This window comes from Nonomuraea soli (assembly GCF_013761175.1).
Taxonomy (GTDB): Bacteria; Actinomycetota; Actinomycetes; order Streptosporangiales; family Streptosporangiaceae; genus Nonomuraea; species Nonomuraea soli.
Genome location: NZ_JACDUR010000006.1, coordinates 158,389 through 176,925, shown reverse-complemented (window position 1 = coordinate 176,925; position 18,537 = coordinate 158,389). Strand labels below are relative to the sequence as shown.

The following is an 18,537-nucleotide window of genomic DNA, read 5'->3' as shown; positions in this document are numbered from 1 at the left end:
ATCCCGGCCTATGCCCGATCTTGACCTAGTCTTTCCCTCAAGATGAACACTCGCCCCTTCAGTCGAGCTTCGTCACTGGTTGCCCTCCTGGTGGTGTTTTCCGTGGCCGGTGCGGGAACCGCGCACGCTCCGGCCAGCTTCGCCGATCGTGTGGCGGTGCCCCAGAAGAAGCAGTCGGCGGAGAGCAAGGTGGCGACCGACAGCGCGCTCTACCGCACGGGGAAACTGGCGGGCACCAACTGCAGCCCCGGCACGCTGGCCAAGAACGACCAGCCCGGCTACGCGCGCTTCCTGCGGCACCTCAAAGCCTGCCTCGACATCGCCTGGGCGGCGGAGTTCCGCCAGGCGGGCCTGGGCTTCGCCCCGCCCGGGCTGACGTTCGTCGCCGGGCAGGCCACCACGCCGTGCGGCGCGTGGACACCCGGGGCCGACGGCGTCTACTGCTCCAAGGACCGCAGCATCTACATGGTGGTCAACGCCGCCGCCGTGCGCCGTCCGTTCGGGCTCGGCATCGCCCGCCTGCTGGCCCATGAGTACGGTCACCACGTGCAGGAGATGGCCGGGATCTGGCGTTTCTACTGGAGCACCCGCGCCGCCGCCCGCACCAAGGCCAGGAAGCTCGAACTCACGCGCCGCTCGGAATTGCAGGCCGAATGCCTGTCGGCGGTCTTCATGTCCACCATCAAGCGCAGTTTCCCGGTGGACGAGGCCGAATGGAACTACGCGGTCAACTGGTTCCAGCGCAACGGCGACAAGGGCTGGGCCGAGAACGACCACGGCCGGGGCAGGACCCAGGCGACCTGGATGAAGCGCGGATTCGCCGAGGCGGCGCCGTGGGCGTGCAACACCTGGTCGGTGAAATCCGGAGCGGTGCAATAGTTTCTTTGCCTGCGCATTACCTTGCTATAAGGTCACCTGCCATGCGTATCACCCTGAAGGCGCTGGTTTGCAGCGCGGCTCTCGCGCTCACCGCCGGTCTCTTGCCCGGTACGGCTCAGGCCGCAGTCTCCGCCGCACCCCCCAAGACCCTGGCGAACAACGCCCTCTACAAGAGCGGCAAGATGCCCGCCAAGAAGTGCACCGAGACCCACTGGGAGCGAGGTGACATGGCGGCCGCGCGTGAATACCTGGAAGTCGTCATGGGATGCCTCAACACCTCGTGGAAGGCCCACTTCAAGAAGGCCGGGATGAGATTCCGCGCGCCCGACTTCGAGGTGGTCAACAACATCGGCGACCCGATCGGCGCCTGCGGCAGGTTCCCCGGTCCTGGCGTGCTGGCCCTCTACTGCCCGGACAACGAGAACTTCTACATGCTCGTCGACGGCGACGCGCTCGACGACCCGACCAGCATGATCCACATCGGCGTGATGGCCCACGAGTACGGTCACCACATCCAGCAGATCACCGGCATCATCCCGGTCTACGACAAGATGAAGTTCAAGAGCGACGACGCGCACTACGCGATGCACCGCCGGATCGAGCTGCAGGCCGACTGCCTGGCCGGGGCGTTCATCGGCAGCGTGTGGTCCACGCTCGGCCGGACCAAGGCGGAGTTCAAGGACCTGACCGAGCACGAGCTCGGCGGCACCACCGACGGCATCAAGGGCGGCGGCGACTCGCCCGACCTGGAGATCACCTCCCCCACCCACGGCAAGCCCACCAACCAGCGCTACTGGCTGACGCGCGGCTTCAGCGGCAAGGGGCCGCAGGTGTGCAACACCTTCACCGCCTCGGCCAAGCGCACCGCCTAGCCGTACAGGCTCTGCCCGATGAGGGTGGCCGCCGACACGGCGGCCACCAGCAGGATCGCGGCCCGCACGCGCCCTCCGTCGAGGTAGCGGCGCAGCGGGCCCGACAGCAGGAAGCCGGCGACCAGGAACGGGATCAGCGCCAGGCCCGACGTCACGGCCCTGGCGGGCAGCCGGTCGACCGCCCACAGGATGCCCAGCGACTGAGCGGCGCTGAGGAAGAAGAAGCCCGCCAGCGTGGCCCGGATCTGGGGGCCCTTGGCGCTCTGGTAGACCAGCGCGATGGGCGGGCCGCCGATGCCGGTCGCGGTGCCGGTGATGCCCGAGACGAATCCGGCGCCGGTGAGCGTGAGGCCGTTGCGCGGCACCGACAGCGCCCTGGCGGTCAGCGTGACCGCGATCAGCACCATGACGCCCACCATCACGCCGAGCGTGCTCGCCGAGACGTGGACGACGATCAGTGCGCCCAGCGCGCTGCCCGGCAGGCGGCCCAGCAGGGCCCAGCCCAGGCCGCGCCAGTCGATGCGCCGCCACTCGGCGGCCAGGGTGAACAGCGGCAGCGTGACGTTGACGACCTGGATCGCTCCAGGCATCAGGCCGGGGTCGAGCATCGTCACCACGGGGGCCGCCACCAGGCCCAGCCCGAAGCCGACAGCGCCCTGGACGATCGCCCCCACGAGCACCGCCGTACCTGCCACGAGCAGGACCATCCACTCCATGGGCGGGAACCCTAGAACACCACTTTTCCCATGGGTCCAAGGGGAAAGCCGCGGGCCGGACCGCCGCCCGCGGTCCTCGCCGGGCACCGCCGCGTGGGCGGCCGGTCCGGTGCTCGGCGAAGGCCGCCTCCATGGGTCTGGAGACGGCCTTCGCCTGCGGAGATTACTTGGCCAGCAGCGAGCGCAGGACGTACTGCATGATGCCGCCGTGCCGGTAGTAGTCGGCCTCACCCGGGGTGTCGATGCGCACGACCGCGTCGAACTCCACGCCGCCCGCCCTGACCTTGACGGTCTGCGGGATGGAGCCCGAGTTGAGCTCCTCGACGCCGGTGATGTCGAAGACCTCCTCGCCGGTCAGACCCAGCGACTCGGCCGTCTGGCCCTCGGGGAACTGCAGCGGGAGCACGCCCATGCCGATGAGGTTGGAGCGGTGGATGCGCTCGTAGCTCTCGGCGATGACGGCGCGCACGCCGAGCAGCGCGGTGCCCTTGGCCGCCCAGTCGCGCGAGGAGCCGGAGCCGTACTCCTTGCCCGCCAGGACCACGAGCGGGGTGCCCTGGGCCTGGTAGTTGACGCTGGCGTCGTAGATGAACGACACCGGGCCCTCGGCCTGGGTGAAGTCGCGCGTGTAGCCGCCCTCGGTGCCCGGCGCGATCTGGTTGCGCAGGCGGATGTTGGCGAACGTGCCGCGGATCATGACCTCGTGGTTGCCGCGGCGCGAGCCGTAGGAGTTGAAGTCCTTCACCTCGACGCCGTTGGCCTTGAGGTAGTCGGCGGCAGGGGTGCCGACCTTGATCGAGCCCGCGGGCGAGATGTGGTCGGTGGTGACCGAGTCGCCCACCTTGACCAGCACGCGCGCGCCGGGGATGTCGGTGACGGGCTCCGGCTTCTCGGGCATGCCCTCGAAGTACGGGGGCTTGCGGACGTAGGTGGAGGCCGCGTCCCATTCGAAGGTGTCGCCGGTCGGGATGGGCAGCGAGCGCCAGGTCTCGTCGCCCTTGAAGACGTCGGCGTAGTCACGCGCGAACATCTCGCGGTCGATGGAGTTGCCGACGACCTCGGCGACCTCCTGCGGGGAGGGCCAGATGTCCTTGAGGAAGACCGGCTCGCCGTCGGCGCCGACGCCCAGGGGCTCGGTGTCGAGGTCGATGTCCATCGTGCCCGCGAGCGCGTAGGCGACCACCAGCGGCGGCGAGGCCAGGTAGTTCATCTTCACGTCGGGGTTGATGCGGCCCTCGAAGTTGCGGTTGCCCGACAGCACCGCGGTGACCGCGAGGTCGTGCTGCTGGATCGCGGCCGAGATCTCCTCGGGCAGCGGGCCCGAGTTACCGATGCAGGTGGTGCAGCCGTAGCCGACCAGGTTGAAGCCGATCTTGTCGAGGTAGGGCTGCAGGCCGCTGCGCTCGAAGTAGCCGGTGACGACCTGGGAGCCGGGGGCGAGGGAGGTCTTGACCCACGGCTTGCGGGTCAGGCCCTTCTCGACCGCGTTGCGTGCCAGGAGCGCGGCGCCCAGCATCACGTACGGGTTGGAGGTGTTCGTGCACGAGGTGATGGCCGCGATCGACACGATGCCGTGGTCGATCTCGAACGAGCTGCCGTCGGCCATGGTGACCTCGACCGGCTTGTGCGGCCGGAAGCCGTTGGCCGTGGCGTTGGACGCGGGGGCGTCGGAGGCCGGGAAGGACTCCTCACCCTCCTCGTCGAGCGCGTCGGGCACGAAGACCTGCACGTCGCGGCGCCAGGCCTCCTTGGCGTCGGTCAGCGCGATGCGGTCCTGCGGGCGCTTGGGGCCGGCGATCGACGGCACGACGGTGCCGAGGTCGAGCTCCAGGTATTCGGAGAAGACGGGCTCGTTGTCGCTGTCGAGCCACATGCCCTGGGCCTTGGCGTAGGCCTCGACGAGGGCGATCTGCTCCTCGCTGCGGCCGGTCAGGCGCAGGTAGTCGGTGGTCTGCGAGTCGATCGGGAAGATCGCGCAGGTGGAGCCGAACTCGGGGCTCATGTTGCCGATCGTGGCGCGGTTGGCCAGCGGCACGGAGGCGACGCCCTCGCCGTAGAACTCGACGAACTTGCCGACGACGCCGTGCTTGCGCAGCATCTCGGTGACGGTGAGCACCAGGTCGGTCGCGGTGGCGCCGGCCGGGAGCTGGCCGGTCAGCTTGAAGCCGACGACGCGCGGGATGAGCATGGAGATCGGCTGGCCGAGCATCGCGGCCTCGGCCTCGATGCCGCCGACGCCCCAGCCGAGAACGCCGATGCCGTTCTCCATCGTGGTGTGGGAGTCGGTGCCGACGCAGGTGTCGGGGTAGGCCTTGCCGTCGCGGACCATGACGACGCGGGCCAGGTGCTCGATGTTGACCTGGTGCACGATGCCGGTGCCGGGCGGGACGACCTTGAACTCGTCGAAGGCGGTCTGGCCCCAGCGCAGGAACTGGTAGCGCTCGCGGTTGCGCTCGTATTCGCGCTCGACGTTGCGCTGGAAGGAGTCGGGGTGGCCGAAGTAGTCGACGATGACCGAGTGGTCGATGACCAGCTCGGCGGGTGCCAGCGGGTTGACCTTGGCCGGGTCGCCGCCCAGGTCGCGCACGGCCTCGCGCATGGTGGCCAGGTCGACCACGCAGGGCACGCCGGTGAAGTCCTGCATGATCACGCGCGCGGGCGTGAACTGGATCTCCACGCTCGGCGTCGCCTTGGGGTCCCACTGGCCGAGCGCGTTGATGTGGTCGGCGGTGATGTTCGCGCCGTCCTCGGTGCGCAGGAGGTTCTCCAGCAGGATTTTCAGGCTGTACGGCAGGCGCTGGCTGCCCTCGACGGCGTCGAGCCGGAAAATCTCATATGACGCGTCGCCAACGCGCAGCGTGTCACGGCTGCCGAAGCTGTTCGCGGACACGGTGAATCGCCTCCTCGGTGGACCATTGCTCAGTCAAATCCTGCCGCACCTCGGGAGGCGATACGACGTTAGGTAACCCTAACCCACAGGTTGCAGCGGATGTCTCGACGTCAAGATATCTACAATATATCTCGACATCAAGCTAAATGCCGAATGGCCGGCCGCGGCAGGACGCGACCGGCCATCCGTGTCAGGGAATCAGTTGATGGTGAACTGCGTTCCCGGCTGGCGCACGATGTCGCCGTCGGCCGAGTTGGTGATCGTGACGTTCGTCAGCGTCGCACTGCCCCTGGCCCCGCTCATGGCCAGGATCCCCGCGCCGTTGTTCGACTTGTCGATGCGGACGTTGGTGATCTGGACGTTGGGCACGTTGCCCCCGCCCGTCTTGAACTGGATCCCGTCGTAGGTCGAGTCGTGGATCTCGGTGTCGCGGATGACGACGCCCGGGATGTCCCGTCCCTGCGCGAAGATCGTGATGGCGCCGAACTCCTGGTCCTCGTTCCAGAACGCGCCACCGGTGCGGTGGAGCGCGTTGTTGGCGATGAGGGTCTGACCCGAGAAGGGCAGCGGGTCGTGGTCGGTCGCCAGCATGATGCCGGGGTAGTTCATCGTGTCGTAGACGAGGTTGTTCTCGATCTTGTTGCCGTAGCCGCCGTAGATCGCGATGCCGTTGGCCCGCCAGGGCAGCTGGATGGTGTTGTTCACGAACTGGTTGCTGTGGCCGATGTCGACCGAGGTGTCCTTGACGTACTGGCTGGCCCAGACCGCCAGGGCGTCGTCTCCCGTGTTGCGGAAGGAGGAGTTGAACACCTTGGAGTTGCGCGTGCCGTTGGCGAAGTTGACGCCGTCGGCGTAGGTGTTGCGGATGCGCACCCCGCTGAACTCCAGGCCGTCGCCGGGGTTCCACAGCTCGGGGATGTTGCTGTAGTCGCGGCCCACCCAGGCTCCGACGTTGGCGTGCTCGATCCAGACGTTGGTGATCTTGGTGTTCTTGCCGAAGCGCCCGTTGAGCCCCACGCCGCCCTCGGCGCCTCCGGGCCCGCCGCGGATCCGGCCGGAACCGAAGATCGCGATGTCGGAGATCTGCGTGTTGTCGTCGATGTCGAAGCCGAAGTTGCCCTCGTGCGGATGGTTGATGCCGCCCTGGACCAGGTGCGGCTCGGTCAGCGTGTAGAGCTGGGAGTGCCACATGCCCGCGCCGCGGATGGTGACGTTGCGGATGCCCACCTGGTTGTGCGTGCCCCGGTTGAGCGGGTCGTCGGTGAGGATCTTCTGCTCCTGGCGCCACTGGCCCGGCGGGATCCAGACGCAGCCGATCACGCCGTTCTGGTCGTCGGTGACCGCGCGCTGGATGGCGGAGGTGTCGTCGATGCCGTCGTTGGGCACGGCGCCGTACTGCGTGATCGACACGCAGCCCGCGGGCTGCGAGGCGGCCGGGGCCACCTGCTCCAGGTCGATCATGTCGATGATGTAGAACGAGGCGGTGTCACCCGCGTCGCGCTGCAGCTTGAACTTCGTGCCAGGCGGGTAGCTCTGCGCCAGCAGGGCGTGCGACTCGTCGAAGAGCCTGCGCGCGTCGGCCTGCGGCGTCTGCGTCAGCCCCTCGGGATCGTCCGTCGTGCCGTACAGCCAGCTGTACTTACTGGTCAGGTTGAGCTTCTGGGCGAAGGTGCCGTTGACGTAGAGGCTGAGGGTGGCGTCGATGCCGCCTCCGCCCGCGGCGTCGGGGATCGAGTTGCGCACCACGATCGAGTTGGCCTGGTTGACCGAGGTGAACTCGACGTACTGGCCGGTGCTGTTGAGCCTGACCGACTTGCGGCCCGACGACTCGGTGGCGAAGTTGGTGTGCCCGAAGGTGCGCAGCGCGTCGGTCTCCAGCAGCGTGCCGTTGTGGCCTGCCGCCTCCGCCTCGTAGGAGGTGTACGGCACCGCGGCGCCGCGCCCGACGACGATCGACTGGGTGCGGGTGTTGTTGGTCTCGTTGGTCTCCTCGACCACGTTCGTGGCGTCGGCGGCGGCCAGGATGGTCGCGCCTCCGCTGGTGGCGGTCCAGGTGCCGCTGATGGCGACGTTGGCGGTGGCGCCCGCGGCGATCGCGGGGGCGTTGCCGTTCAGCGTGGCGGAGCCGACGGTCACCCGGGTCACCGACGCGGGCGCCGGGCTGATGCCGCGGTTGTTGACCGCGACGGTGAAGCTGACCGGCGCGCCGACCGCCGGGTTCGGCGGGGTGGTGGTGATGCCGGTGACCTGCAGGTCGGGTCCGGGCGCCTGGCTGACGGTCAGGCTGCCGCTCGCGGCGTTGTTGGTCTCGCTCTGCTCGACCAGCGTGTTGTCGGGGTCGGCGGTCGCGGTCACCTGGTGGGTGCCCTGGCCGCGGGTGCCGATGTTCTGCGTCACCGTGGTGCTGGCGCCCGCGGCCAGCGCGGGGACGGCGACCGTCCCGGCGGGCGTGCCGCCGACGGTGAAGGTGAGGTTGTCGGCCGGGGAGGCGGCGGTGCCGGCGTTCCTGACCGTGGCCGACAGGGTGACGGCCTGCGTCTCACTGGGCGTGGCGGGGGTCCACGACAGGTCGGTGACCGTCAGGTCGGGGTTGGGCGCCGGGGTGCCGAACACCTGGAACTCCGCCACCTGGCCGCCGGGCGCGCCGGTGTTGGAGGTGAACCTCAGCTGCACGTCGGCGACGGTGCCCGAGACCGGGATGGTCACCGAGTTGCCGCTGCTGGGGTGGAAGTCGTAGTTCGCGGCCGCCTTGAGGCTCGTGTAGCCGCTCGCGCTCTGCTCGCGGCCCAGGACCTGGATGTTCTGGGTACGGGGACCCCAGATCGGGTCGGGGTTGAGCTTGACCACCACCGAGGTCACGCCGGCGTTGGCGCCGAGCTTGACGGTCAGGGTGCCGGGGAAGCCGTTGCTCTCCCAGTAGGTGCCGGCGTTGTTGTCGTTGGCGTTGGCCGCGACGAAGGTGTGCACGTGGCCCGATTCGGCCATCTCCTTGCCGATGGCCAGGTTCGTGCCCGGGTCGCCGGTGCCCTGGCGGGTGACGGCGTTGCTGTTGGGCGACTCGTTGCCCGCGGCGTCCTTGGCTCTGACCACGTAAGTGACGGTGGCGTTGGTCGGCTGGGTGTCGGTGTAGGTCAGGACGTTGCCCGCCACGCTCGCCCTGAACTGGTCGTTGGCGTAGACGTCGTAGCCGGTCACGCCGACGTTGTCGCTCGAAGCCGTCCAGGTCAGCCTGATCTGCCCAGCGGCCGGCTGGGTGAAGGCGAGGTTGCCGGGAGCGGTCGGGTCCTGGGTGTCGCCGCCGCCGGAGGCGCCGTAGATCTCGAACTCCGAGATCTGCCCGGCGGGCCATCCGGCGTTGGCGGTGATGTGGGCCCGCCAGTAGCGGTAGGTGGCGGCCGGGAAGTCGATCGTCACCCGGTTGCCGGTCGCGGGGTTGAAGGTGTAGCCCGCGGAGGCCACGACGGTGGTGAAGGTGCCGCCGTCGTTGCTGCCCTGGATGCTGAGCGTCTGGGTGCGGGTCTGCCACGCGGCGGGGGCGGGAACCTTCAGCACGATCTGGTCCACGCTCGTGGGGGTGCCGAGGTCGACCCGCGCCCACTGCGGGAAGGTGTTGTTGGCGCTCTCCCAGTAACTGGCCTGGTCGCCGTCGTTGATGGCCGACACCGGGTATCCGGAGACGGCGCTGCTCGCCTGGGTCGCCTTGCCCGGCGACAGGTTGGGCCCGCCCGCGGCCGAGGCCGGCACGCCCCAGCCGAAGGTGAGCAGGGCTGCGGCGAGCACGGTCGCCACCAGCCGTAAGGGCTTTCTCATGCGCTTCTTCTCTCGTCGGAGCACGACAGGGGGGTGGATGGCAGGTGCACAGATGGAGAGTTGCGAGGTGATGCCGCCTAATCAACAAGTTCTTGTTGATTTTTTGCGTACCGCTGGCCGAATGTTACAAGCGGGCTACAGGGGCGTCAACGACGGGAAAATCACCGCGAAACGCCCAGCTCCTACGCAAAACGTTAAGAAGCCCTTGCAGCGACTGTATTGACAGCTTCCGTGAGGGTGGGTAAACACGGCACTACATGGCATCGCGCGCCTTGCCTGACACACCCCCCAGGTCAGGAAGGAAGCTCATGTGGTCCAGGCTGCTCGCCGCGGCGTCGCTGGTGTTATCCGGCGTCGCCGCGGCGGACATTCCCTCCGCTGACTACCAACAGGTCCAGCTGGCCGCCGGCCCGGCCGAGCTGGGCGAGCCCATCGGCATGGCCGTCCTGCCCGACCGGTCGGTGCTGCACACCGCCCGGGACGGCACGCTGCGCCACACCGACGCCGCCGGCAACACCAAGGTCGCCGGCAAGCTCGACGTCTACACCCACGACGAGGAAGGGCTGCAGGGCGTGGCCGCCGATCCGGGCTTCGCCACCAACCGCTTCGTCTACCTGTACTACTCGCCCAAGCTCAGCACCCCGGCAGGAGACGCGCCCGCCACCGGAACCGACTGGACGGCGTGGAAAGGCCACCTCAACCTCTCGCGCTTCACCCTCAAGGCCGACAACACCCTCGACCCGGCCACCGAGAAGGTCGTGCTGCAGGTGGCCAACGACCGCGGCCAGTGCTGCCACGTGGGCGGCGACATCGACTTCGACGCCCAGGGCAACCTCTACCTGACCACCGGCGACGACACCAACCCCTTCGAGTCGGCCGGCTACACCCCCATCGACGAGCGCACCGACCGCAACCCGCAGTTCGACGCCCAGCGTTCCTCGGGCAACACCAACGACCTGCGCGGCAAGCTCCTGCGCATCAAGGTCCAGCCCGACGGCACCTACACGATCCCCAGCGGCAACCTGTTCCCGCAGGGAACGCCGAACACCAGGCCCGAGATCTACGCGATGGGCTTCCGCAACCCCTTCCGCATGTCGGTCGACAGACCCACGGGCATCGTCTACCTCGGCGACTACGGCCCCGACGCGGGCGTGACCGATCCCGGCCGGGGTCCCAGCGGGCAGGTGGAGTTCAACCGCATCACCGCGCCGGGCAACTACGGCTGGCCGTACTGCACCGGGACCAACACCGCCACCGAGACCTACAACGAGTATACCTTCCCCGGCGGGCCCTCCGCCGCCAAGTACAACTGCGCGGCGGGACCGGCCAACAACTCCTTCCGCAACACCGGCCAGGCCACCCTGCCCCCGGCCAAGCCCGCCTGGATCCGCTACGCCGGCGACGCGGGCTCGCCTCCGGAGTTCGGCAGCGGCTCGGAATCGCCCATGGGCGGCGAGGTCTACCGCTACAACGCCGCGCTCAACTCGCCGGTCAAGTTCCCGCAGTCGCTCGACGGCCGCTACTTCGCCACCGAGTTCGGCCGCAAGTGGATCAAGGCGGTCGAGGTCAGGTCCGACGGCGGCTACGGCGTCATCGACACCTTCCCGTGGACCGGCACCCAGATCATCGACTCGGGCTTCGGCCCCGACGGCGCGCTCTACGTGCTCGACTACGGCACCGGCGGCGGCAACCAGGCGCTGTGGCGCATCGAGTACATCGGCGGCGGCAACCGCAGCCCGGTCGCGAAGGTCGCGGCCACCCCGACGTCGGGAGCGGCGCCCCTGTCCGTCGCGTTCTCCTCCGCGGGCAGCGCCGACCCCGAGGGCGGGCCGCTGACCTACTCCTGGGCCTTCGGCGACGGCTCCACCTCCACCCAGGCCAATCCCAGCCACACCTACACCGCCAGCGGCACCTTCACCCCGACCCTGACCGTGCGCGACTCCGAGGGCCTGACCGGCACCGCCAGCCTGGTGGTGACCGTCGGAAACACCGCTCCCACGGTGACGCTCGCCGCTCCCCCCAACGGCCAGCTGTTCGCGTACGGCGACGCCGTGCCCTTCCAGGTCACCGTCAGCGACCCCGAGGACGGCGCCATCGACTGCACCAAGGTCAAGGTCACCTACCTCGTCGGGCACGACAGCCACACCCACGCCATCACCTCCAAGACCGGCTGCTCGGGCTCGATCACCGTCCCGGCCGACGGCGAGCACGACGCCGCGGCCAACCTGTACGGGGTCTTCGACGCCGAGTACACCGACAAGGGCGGGCTGACCACGCACAGCGTGCGCACCCTGCAACCGGTGCACCGCCAGGCCGAGCACCACGGCGCCATGCAGGGCATCCAGCTCGCCGACCACGGCGGCGCGGAAGGCGGCAAGACGGTCGGCTTCACCGACAACGGCGACTGGATCTCCTTCGAGCCGTACGTGCTGGCCGGAGCGTCGTCCATCACCGCGCGCGTCTCCTCCGGCGGCACCGGCGGCACCATCGAGGTGCGCGCGGGCTCGGCCACCGGCACCCTGCTCGGCACGGTGACCGTCCCGGTGACCGGCGGCTGGGACACCTTCGCCGACGTCACCGCGCCGCTGTCGGGCGCGCCCGCCGGCACCACCAGGCTCTTCCTCGTCTTCAAGGGCCCGACCGGCCAGGGCAACCTGTTCGACGTCGACGCCTTCACCTTCGGCCGATCGGCCGCCCCGACCACGGCCGAGGGCGAGTCGTACACCTCCACCGGCGGCGTCCAGGTCGCCGGCCACGCGCCCGCCAGCGGCGGCAAGACCGCCGGCTACATCGAGAACGGCGACTGGGCCGGATACTCGCAGGTCAGTACGGCGGGCGCGAAGGGGTTCAGCGCCCGCGTGTCATCGGCCGGCTCCGGCGGGACGATCCAGATCCGCTCCGGCTCGCAGACCGGGACCCTGCTCGGCTCCGTCGCCGTCCCCGTGACGGGCGGCTGGGAGAGCTTCCAGACCGTCACCACGACCCTGACCTCCGGTTCCGGGCCCCTGTTCCTGACCTTCACCGGCGGTGGGGGCTTCCTTTTCGACGTCGACACCTTCACGATCACGCGGTAGGCGGGCCATGCTGAACAAGATCCTTCCCCTGGCACTCTTAGCAGGATTCATGACCATCGCTCCAGATCCCGCCTACCAGGTCCTGGTCTTCTCGAAGACGGCCGGGTTCCGTCACGACTCCATCCCCGCGGGCATCCAGGCCATCCGCGACCTCGGCGCGGCCAACAACTTCACCGTCACCGCGACCGAGGACGCCTCGGTCTTCTCCAACCTCTCCCCCTACAAGGCCGTCGTCTTCCTCAGCACCACCGGCGACGTGCTCAACGACAGCCAGCAGGCCGCCTTCCAGTCCTACGTCGACGGCGGGGGCGGCTACGTGGGCGTGCACGCCGCCGCCGACACCGAGTACGGCTGGCCGTACTACGAGAAACTGGCCGGCGCCTACTTCAAGAGCCATCCCCACATCCAGCAGGCCACCGTCAGGAGCGAGGACCGCGCCCACGCGGCCACCGCCCACCTGGGCCAGGCCTGGAGCCGCACCGACGAGTGGTACAACTACCGCACCAACCCGCGGCCCGGCGTGAAGGTGCTGCAGACGCTCGACGAGTCGAGCTACAGCGGCGGCGACATGGGCGACCACCCGATCACCTGGTGCCATCCGCAGGGCAACGGGCGCTCGTTCTACACCGGGCTCGGCCACACCATCGAGTCCTACGCCGACCAGAACTTCCGCCGCCTGCTGCTGGGCGGCATCCGCTACGCGGCGGGCTTCGCCAAGGCCGACTGCCGTCCCGAGACCGGCTACACCACGCTCTACAACGGCTCGACCACCGGCTGGTCGCAGGCGGGCCCCGGCTCGTTCGCCAACGCCGACGCCACCCTCACCTCGCAGGGCGGCATGGGCCTGCTGTGGTATCAGGCCCGCGAGTTCGCCTCCTACTCGCTCAAGCTCGACTGGAAGGTCACCGGCGACGGCAACTCCGGCGTCTTCGTCGGCTTCCCGCCCTCCGGCGACCCCAACTCGGCGGTCGGCAACGGCTACGAGGTCCAGATCGACGCCTCCGACACCCCCGACCGCACCACCGGCTCCATCTACGGCTTCAAGGCCGCCGACCAGGCCGCCCGCGACGCCGCGCTCAACCCGCCCGGCGAGTGGAACACCTACGAGCTGCTCGTGGAGGGCGAGCGGCTGCAGGTCTTCCTGAACGGCAGGAAGATCAACGACTTCACCAACACCGACCCCGCCCGCTCCCTGCGCCAGGGACACGTCGGCATCCAGAACCACAGCGCCTCCGACCAGGTCGCCTTCCGCAACATCCGCATCAAGGAACTGTCGACGGGCGGCACCACGACCGTCGAGGGCGAGGCCTACACCTCGACCGGAGGCGTCCAGGTCGCCAACCACGCGCCCGCCAGCGGCGGCAGGACCGCCGGCTACATCGACAACGGGGACTGGGCCGGATACTCCCAGGTCAACGTGTCGGGAGCGACCCGCTTCAGCGCCCGCATCTCCTCGGGCGGCGCGGGCGGCACCATCCAGATCCGCTCGGGCTCGCAGACCGGGCCCGTGCTCGGCTCCGTCGCGGTGCCGCAGACGGGCGGCTGGGAGAACTTCCAGACCGTCACCACCTCGCTGACCTCCGGTTCCGGGCCGCTCTTCCTCACCTTCACCGGCGGTGGCGGCTCACTGTTCGACGTCGACACCCTGACGCTCGACACCGCCCCCGTCACCGCTCCGGTCTCGGCCAAGACGCACATCTTCTACTACCCCTGGTACGACACGAACCCGTGGCGGCACTGGCAGCAGGGCGGCCAGAACCCTCCCGACAGCGTCGGCGCCGACTTCTACCCGGCGCTCGGCGCCTACGACTCCGGTGACTTCGCCGGCGCCGTGACCCAGCACATGAAGTGGATCAGGCAGTCCGGCGCGGGAGTGCTGGTCTACAGCTGGTGGGGGCGCGGCGGCTACGAGGACGGCCTGGCGCGCGGCGTCATGGACGCCGCCGCCGCGCAGGGACTCAAGGTCGCCTGGCACCTGGAGCCGTACGCCGGCCGTACGGCTGCCTCGACCGTCGACGACATCCGCTACATCAACCAGACGTACGGCACGCATCCGGCCTTCAGCAACGCCTTCTACGTCTTCGAGAGCCTGCGCATCACCGACTGGTCGGCGCTGTCGCAGGTCAACCAGAGCAACGTGATCCTGGCCCAGACCACCGACACCTCCAAGATCGCTCACTTCGGCGGCATGTACACCTACGACGCCATCGCCGGCGCCACCGCGCCCGGCTGGCAGCAGGCCGCCGACTACGCCCGCGCCAACGGCCTGGTCTGGGCGCCCTCGGTCGGCCCCGGCTACATCGACGACCGCGCGGTGCCCGGCAACACCACCCCGACGCTCGGCCGCGACAACGGCGCCACCTACGACAGGGAGTGGACCAACGCGCTGAACACCCGGCCCACCTGGGTCTCCATCACCTCGTTCAACGAGTGGCACGAGGGCAGCATCATCGAACCCGCCGTGCCGCGCTCGGGCTACCAGAGCTTCGAGGGCGCCTACGGCAGGACCGGCGCCGCCGCCCAGACCGCCTACCTCGACCGGACCAGGCACTGGGTGACCCAGTTCGAGGCCCAGTCGTGAGACTCCTGATGTCCGCCGTGCTGCTGGCCGCCACCCTCGTGGCGGCCGGCGGCACCGGCCCCGCCGCGCGGGCGGCAGCCGTACCCGACAACCAGACCCTCTGGTACGAGCAGCCCGCCACCGACTGGGAGACCCAGTCCCTGCCCATCGGCAACGGCGCCCTGGGCGCGACCGTGTTCGGCGGCGTCGCCACCGAACAGCTGCAGGTCAACGAGAAGACCCTGTGGACCGGCGGGCCAGGCTCGCCCGGCTACGACTTCGGCAACTGGAGGAGCCCCAGGCCCGGCGCCATCGGCGACGTCAAGGCGCAGATCGACCGCGACACCCGCATGACCCCGGAAGCCGTCGCGGCCAGGCTCGGCCAGGGCAAGACGGGTTTCGGCAGCTACCAGACCTTCGGCGACGTGTGGCTCGACACCGGGCACGGGGGCGCCACCGGCTACCGGCGCGAGCTGTCGCTGAGCGAGGCGATCGCCCGCGTGCGCTACACCTCGGGCGGCGTCGATTACACCCGCGAGTACTTCGCGAGCTTCCCCGGCAACGTGATCGTCGGCAGGCTGACCGCCTCGCAGCCCGGCCGCGTCTCCTTCACGCTGCGCACCACCTCGCCGCGCAACGACCGGCAGGTCAGCGTGTCGAACGGCAGGCTGCGCATCCGGGGCGCGCTCGCCGACAACGGCATGCGCTTCGAGGGGCAGATCCAGGTGCTGACGAGCGGCGGCAGCCGTTCCGACGGCGGCGACCGCGTCACCGTCAGCGGCGCCGACAGCGCGATGTTCGTCATGTCGATGGGCACCGACTACGCCGACACCTACCCCTCCTACCGGGGCGCCGATCCGCAGGCCAGGGTCACCGCCGCGGTCGACCAGGCTGCGGCGCGCGGCTTCGACGCGCTGCGGCAGGCACACCTGGCCGACTACCGCGCGCTGAACGACCGGGTCAGGCTCGACCTCGGGCAGGGCACCCCGCAGGTGCCGACCGACCGGCTGCGCTCGGCCTACACCGGCGGGTCGAGCAGCGACGACCGGGCACTGGAGGCGCTGTTCTTCGCCTACGGGCGGTACCTGCTCGTCAGCTCCTCCCGCTCCGGCTCGCTGCCGGCCAACCTGCAGGGCGTGTGGAACAACTCCACCAGCCCGCCCTGGTCGGCCGACTACCACGTCAACATCAACCTCCAGATGAACTACTGGCCGGCCGAGCAGACCGCCCTGCCCGAGACGGTGGCGCCGCTGACACGCTACGTGCAGCAGCTGGCGGCGCCCGGCCGCAGGACCGCGCAGGAGATGTTCGGCTCGCGCGGCTGGGTGGTGCACAACGAGACGAACCCGTTCGGCTTCACCGGCGTGCACAACTGGGCGACCTCCTTCTGGTTCCCCGAGGCCGCCGCCTGGTTGTGCCGCCACCTGTACGAGCGTTACCGGTTCAGCGGCGACCGCGCGTTGCTGCAGTCGGTCTATCCGGCGATGCGGGAGGCCGCCCTGTTCTGGGTCGACAACCTGCACACCGACCCGCGTGACGGCAGGAAGGTCGTCTCGCCCAGCTACTCACCCGAGCACGGCGACTTCTCCGCCGGGGCGGCCATGTCCCAGCAGATCGTCGCCGACCTGTTCGGCAACGTGCTGGCCGCCGCCGCCGTCCTCGGCACCGACGAACCCGAGGTACGGCAGGCGCTGGCGGCACTCGATCGCGGCCTGCGAGTCGGGTCGTGGGGTCAGCTGCAGGAGTGGAAGGCCGACTGGGACTCGCGCACCGACGACCACCGGCACGTCTCCCACCTGTACGCCCTGCATCCCGGCGACGCCATCCAGCCGGGCACGGCCTTCGCCCAGGCGGCCAAGGTCTCCCTGACGGCGCGAGGCGACGGGGGCACCGGCTGGTCGAAGGCCTGGAAGATCAACTTCTGGGCGCGGCTGCTCGACGGCGACCACGCGCACAAGATGCTCTCCGAGCAGCTGCGCACCTCGACGCTGGCCAACCTGTGGGACACCCATCCGCCGTTCCAGATCGACGGCAACTTCGGAGCGACCTCGGGTGTGGCCGAGATGCTGCTGCAGTCGCAGCACGGCGTCATCCATCCGGCGCCCGCCGTACCCGCCGCCTGGCCCGCGGGATCCGTGACCGGGCTGCGTGCGCGGGGGAACGTCGCCGTCGACGTCGCCTGGCGCGGCCGGGCGGCGGAACGGGTCACGCTGCGGCCCGGCGGGCCGGGCACACTGCGGGTGCGCACCCCGCTCAGCGTGCTGAAAGACGACACCGGCGCCGCCGTGCCGTACACGCGTGACGGCGACACCCTCACCTTCACCGCCCAGGCGGGCAGGACCTACACCCTCACCGGCTCGCCGGGACCGTGCGCCACCGCGCCCGCCGACCGGCCCGTCGTCGCGTGGGACCCGGTCTCGGGCACCACGGTGACCGACTCCTCCGGCAACGGGCGCACCGCCACGATCGTCGGCTCCGGCGGCTACTCGGCCGGGGCGCTGCTGCTCAACGGCTCCACCTACCTCACCACCGCGCCCACCACGCTGGGGCTGCTGCCCGAGGCGACGTTCGCCGCGCAGGTCCGCATCGCCGGATCCGGCTACCGGCGGCTGTTCGACTCCCAGCCCTCCGGCAACCCCGGCGACGACGGGATCATCGTCGACGTCACGCCCTCCGGCCATCTGCGCTTCATCGGGGCCGGACGCAACATCACCACCGACGCGGCGCTGCCCACCGGGCGGCTCATCGAACTCGTGGTCACGCTCGGCCGCACCGGCGTGATCACCGTCTACGTCGACGGCGCCCGCGCGGGCGGCGGGCAGACCGGCGCGGGCGGGATCATGGGCTGCGCCACCCGGCCGCTGCGCTTCGCCGCCGACCAGGACGGCCGGCAGCGGCTCTCCGGCGCGGTCGACCGCATGGCCGTCCTGGCACGAGCCCTGCCCGCGGCGGACGTGCCCCGGTGGAAGGAGATCGCTTTCCCGTGACTAGATGGGCGCCAGGCGGAGGAACAGCAGCCCGATGATGGCGACGGACAGGAGCGGGGCGAGGATCTTCTGCTCGAACCTCTTGCCGGTCTTGATCCCGATCTTCCACGGCAGCACGAACCTGGCGCCCATCGGCCACAACACCGGGCAGCCCCGCTCCGTCATGCAGTCGCCCACCACGTGGATCAGGCACCCGAGCCCGATCGCCAGGCCCAGCCACGCGTAACCCACGCCCAACGACATGAAGACGACGTAGATGCCCGCCGTGAGGCCGATGTTGACCATCATCGAGCCCCACTTGTTGCCGGGGACGCCGATGCCGATCGCCCGCAACGCCAGGCCGACCATCAGGATGACCAGGATGTCGCGGCCGATCGGATAGGCGTCGGCCAGCCAGTGCGCACCGAACCCCATCAGGACGGCGAAGACCAGCGAATGCGTCATGCCCCGATGGCCGCCGGTCAGCCACGCCACGACCTTGCTCAGCGCCCACGTGATGGGGCCGAAGGTCTGGGCGATGGTGGCGCTGGGGTGGTCGAGATCGGGCAGCATCGCTGCGCCCGCGCAGACGAGCGCACCGGCGATGAGCTCGGTGGGCGTCAGGGCGGTGGCCATGATGCCGGTCTCGAAGTACTTCGACTCCTCGGCGAGCAGCGGAAGCGCCGCCAGCGCCGGTGCCAGGCCTAACCAGGCGATGGCGCCGGTCATGGCGTGCGAGTGGCCCATCATGATCACAGGGTACCCAGTCG

9 protein-coding genes are annotated in these 18,537 nt (G+C 69.8%); 5 read left to right on the top strand and 4 right to left on the bottom strand.

The features are described 5' to 3' along the window. The first annotated feature begins 102 nt into the window (after nt 1-102). Nucleotides 103-879 (top strand): neutral zinc metallopeptidase, encoded by a 777-nt coding sequence (locus HNR30_RS29025; protein WP_312894713.1) that lies wholly within the window; start codon nt 103-105, stop codon nt 877-879. Between the two features lie 41 nt (nt 880-920). Further along, nucleotides 921-1,751, top strand: coding sequence for a neutral zinc metallopeptidase (locus HNR30_RS29020; RefSeq protein ID WP_181613237.1), 831 nt, complete (start codon nt 921-923; stop codon nt 1,749-1,751). On the opposite strand, the gene HNR30_RS29015 is transcribed toward HNR30_RS29020, so the two are convergent. From HNR30_RS29015 to HNR30_RS29005, 3 genes are all read right to left on the bottom strand, one after another. Continuing rightward, entirely contained in the window at nt 1,748-2,467 is a 720-nt protein-coding gene (locus HNR30_RS29015; protein WP_312894712.1) for a sulfite exporter TauE/SafE family protein, read from the bottom strand. The two genes, HNR30_RS29020 and HNR30_RS29015, sit on opposite strands and share 4 nt — an antisense overlap. 163 nt (nt 2,468-2,630) lie before the next feature. Then, the gene (gene acnA, locus HNR30_RS29010) at nt 2,631-5,357 is read right to left on the bottom strand and encodes an aconitate hydratase AcnA (RefSeq protein ID WP_181613236.1); all 2,727 of its coding nucleotides are present in this window, start codon (nt 5,355-5,357) and stop codon (nt 2,631-2,633) included. Nucleotides 5,358-5,555: 198 nt separating this feature from the next. After that, nucleotides 5,556-9,167, bottom strand: coding sequence for a CARDB domain-containing protein (locus HNR30_RS29005; RefSeq protein ID WP_181613235.1), 3,612 nt, complete (start codon nt 9,165-9,167; stop codon nt 5,556-5,558). A gap of 308 nt (nt 9,168-9,475) precedes the next feature. On the opposite strand from HNR30_RS29005, the gene HNR30_RS29000 reads away from it, so the two are divergent. The 3 genes from HNR30_RS29000 to HNR30_RS28990 are packed head-to-tail and all read left to right on the top strand — an operon-like array spanning nt 9,476 to nt 17,788. Next, nucleotides 9,476-12,241 (top strand): carbohydrate-binding protein, encoded by a 2,766-nt coding sequence (locus HNR30_RS29000; RefSeq protein WP_220134140.1) that lies wholly within the window; start codon nt 9,476-9,478, stop codon nt 12,239-12,241. Between the two features lie 49 nt (nt 12,242-12,290). After that, nucleotides 12,291-14,822, top strand: a complete 2,532-nt coding sequence (locus HNR30_RS28995) for a ThuA domain-containing protein (RefSeq protein ID WP_220134139.1) — start codon at nt 12,291-12,293, stop codon at nt 14,820-14,822. Then, nucleotides 14,819-17,788 (top strand): glycosyl hydrolase family 95 catalytic domain-containing protein, encoded by a 2,970-nt coding sequence (locus tag HNR30_RS28990; protein WP_312894711.1) that lies wholly within the window; start codon nt 14,819-14,821, stop codon nt 17,786-17,788. The genes HNR30_RS28995 and HNR30_RS28990 overlap by 4 nt, the downstream gene beginning before the upstream one ends. Here the strand turns inward: HNR30_RS28990 and HNR30_RS28985 are convergent, their stop codons facing one another. After that, a complete protein-coding gene (locus tag HNR30_RS28985; RefSeq protein WP_181613232.1) occupies nt 17,789-18,517 on the bottom strand; it encodes a metal-dependent hydrolase in 729 nt (242 codons plus the stop codon). Between the last annotated feature and the right edge of the window lie 20 nt (nt 18,518-18,537).

What these genes read in the sequence shown, in the direction of transcription:
- HNR30_RS29000 (WP_220134140.1), top strand. Translation starts at nt 9,476, where the DNA reads ATGTGGTCCAGGCTGCTCGCCGCGGCGTCGCTGGTGTTATCCGGCGTC.
- HNR30_RS28985 (WP_181613232.1), bottom strand. Translation starts at nt 18,517, where the DNA reads ATGATGGGCCACTCGCACGCCATGACCGGCGCCATCGCCTGGTTAGGC.
- HNR30_RS29020 (WP_181613237.1), top strand. Translation starts at nt 921, where the DNA reads ATGCGTATCACCCTGAAGGCGCTGGTTTGCAGCGCGGCTCTCGCGCTC.
- HNR30_RS28995 (WP_220134139.1), top strand. Translation starts at nt 12,291, where the DNA reads ATGACCATCGCTCCAGATCCCGCCTACCAGGTCCTGGTCTTCTCGAAG.
- HNR30_RS29005 (WP_181613235.1), bottom strand. Translation starts at nt 9,167, where the DNA reads ATGAGAAAGCCCTTACGGCTGGTGGCGACCGTGCTCGCCGCAGCCCTG.
- HNR30_RS29015 (WP_312894712.1), bottom strand. Translation starts at nt 2,467, where the DNA reads ATGGAGTGGATGGTCCTGCTCGTGGCAGGTACGGCGGTGCTCGTGGGG.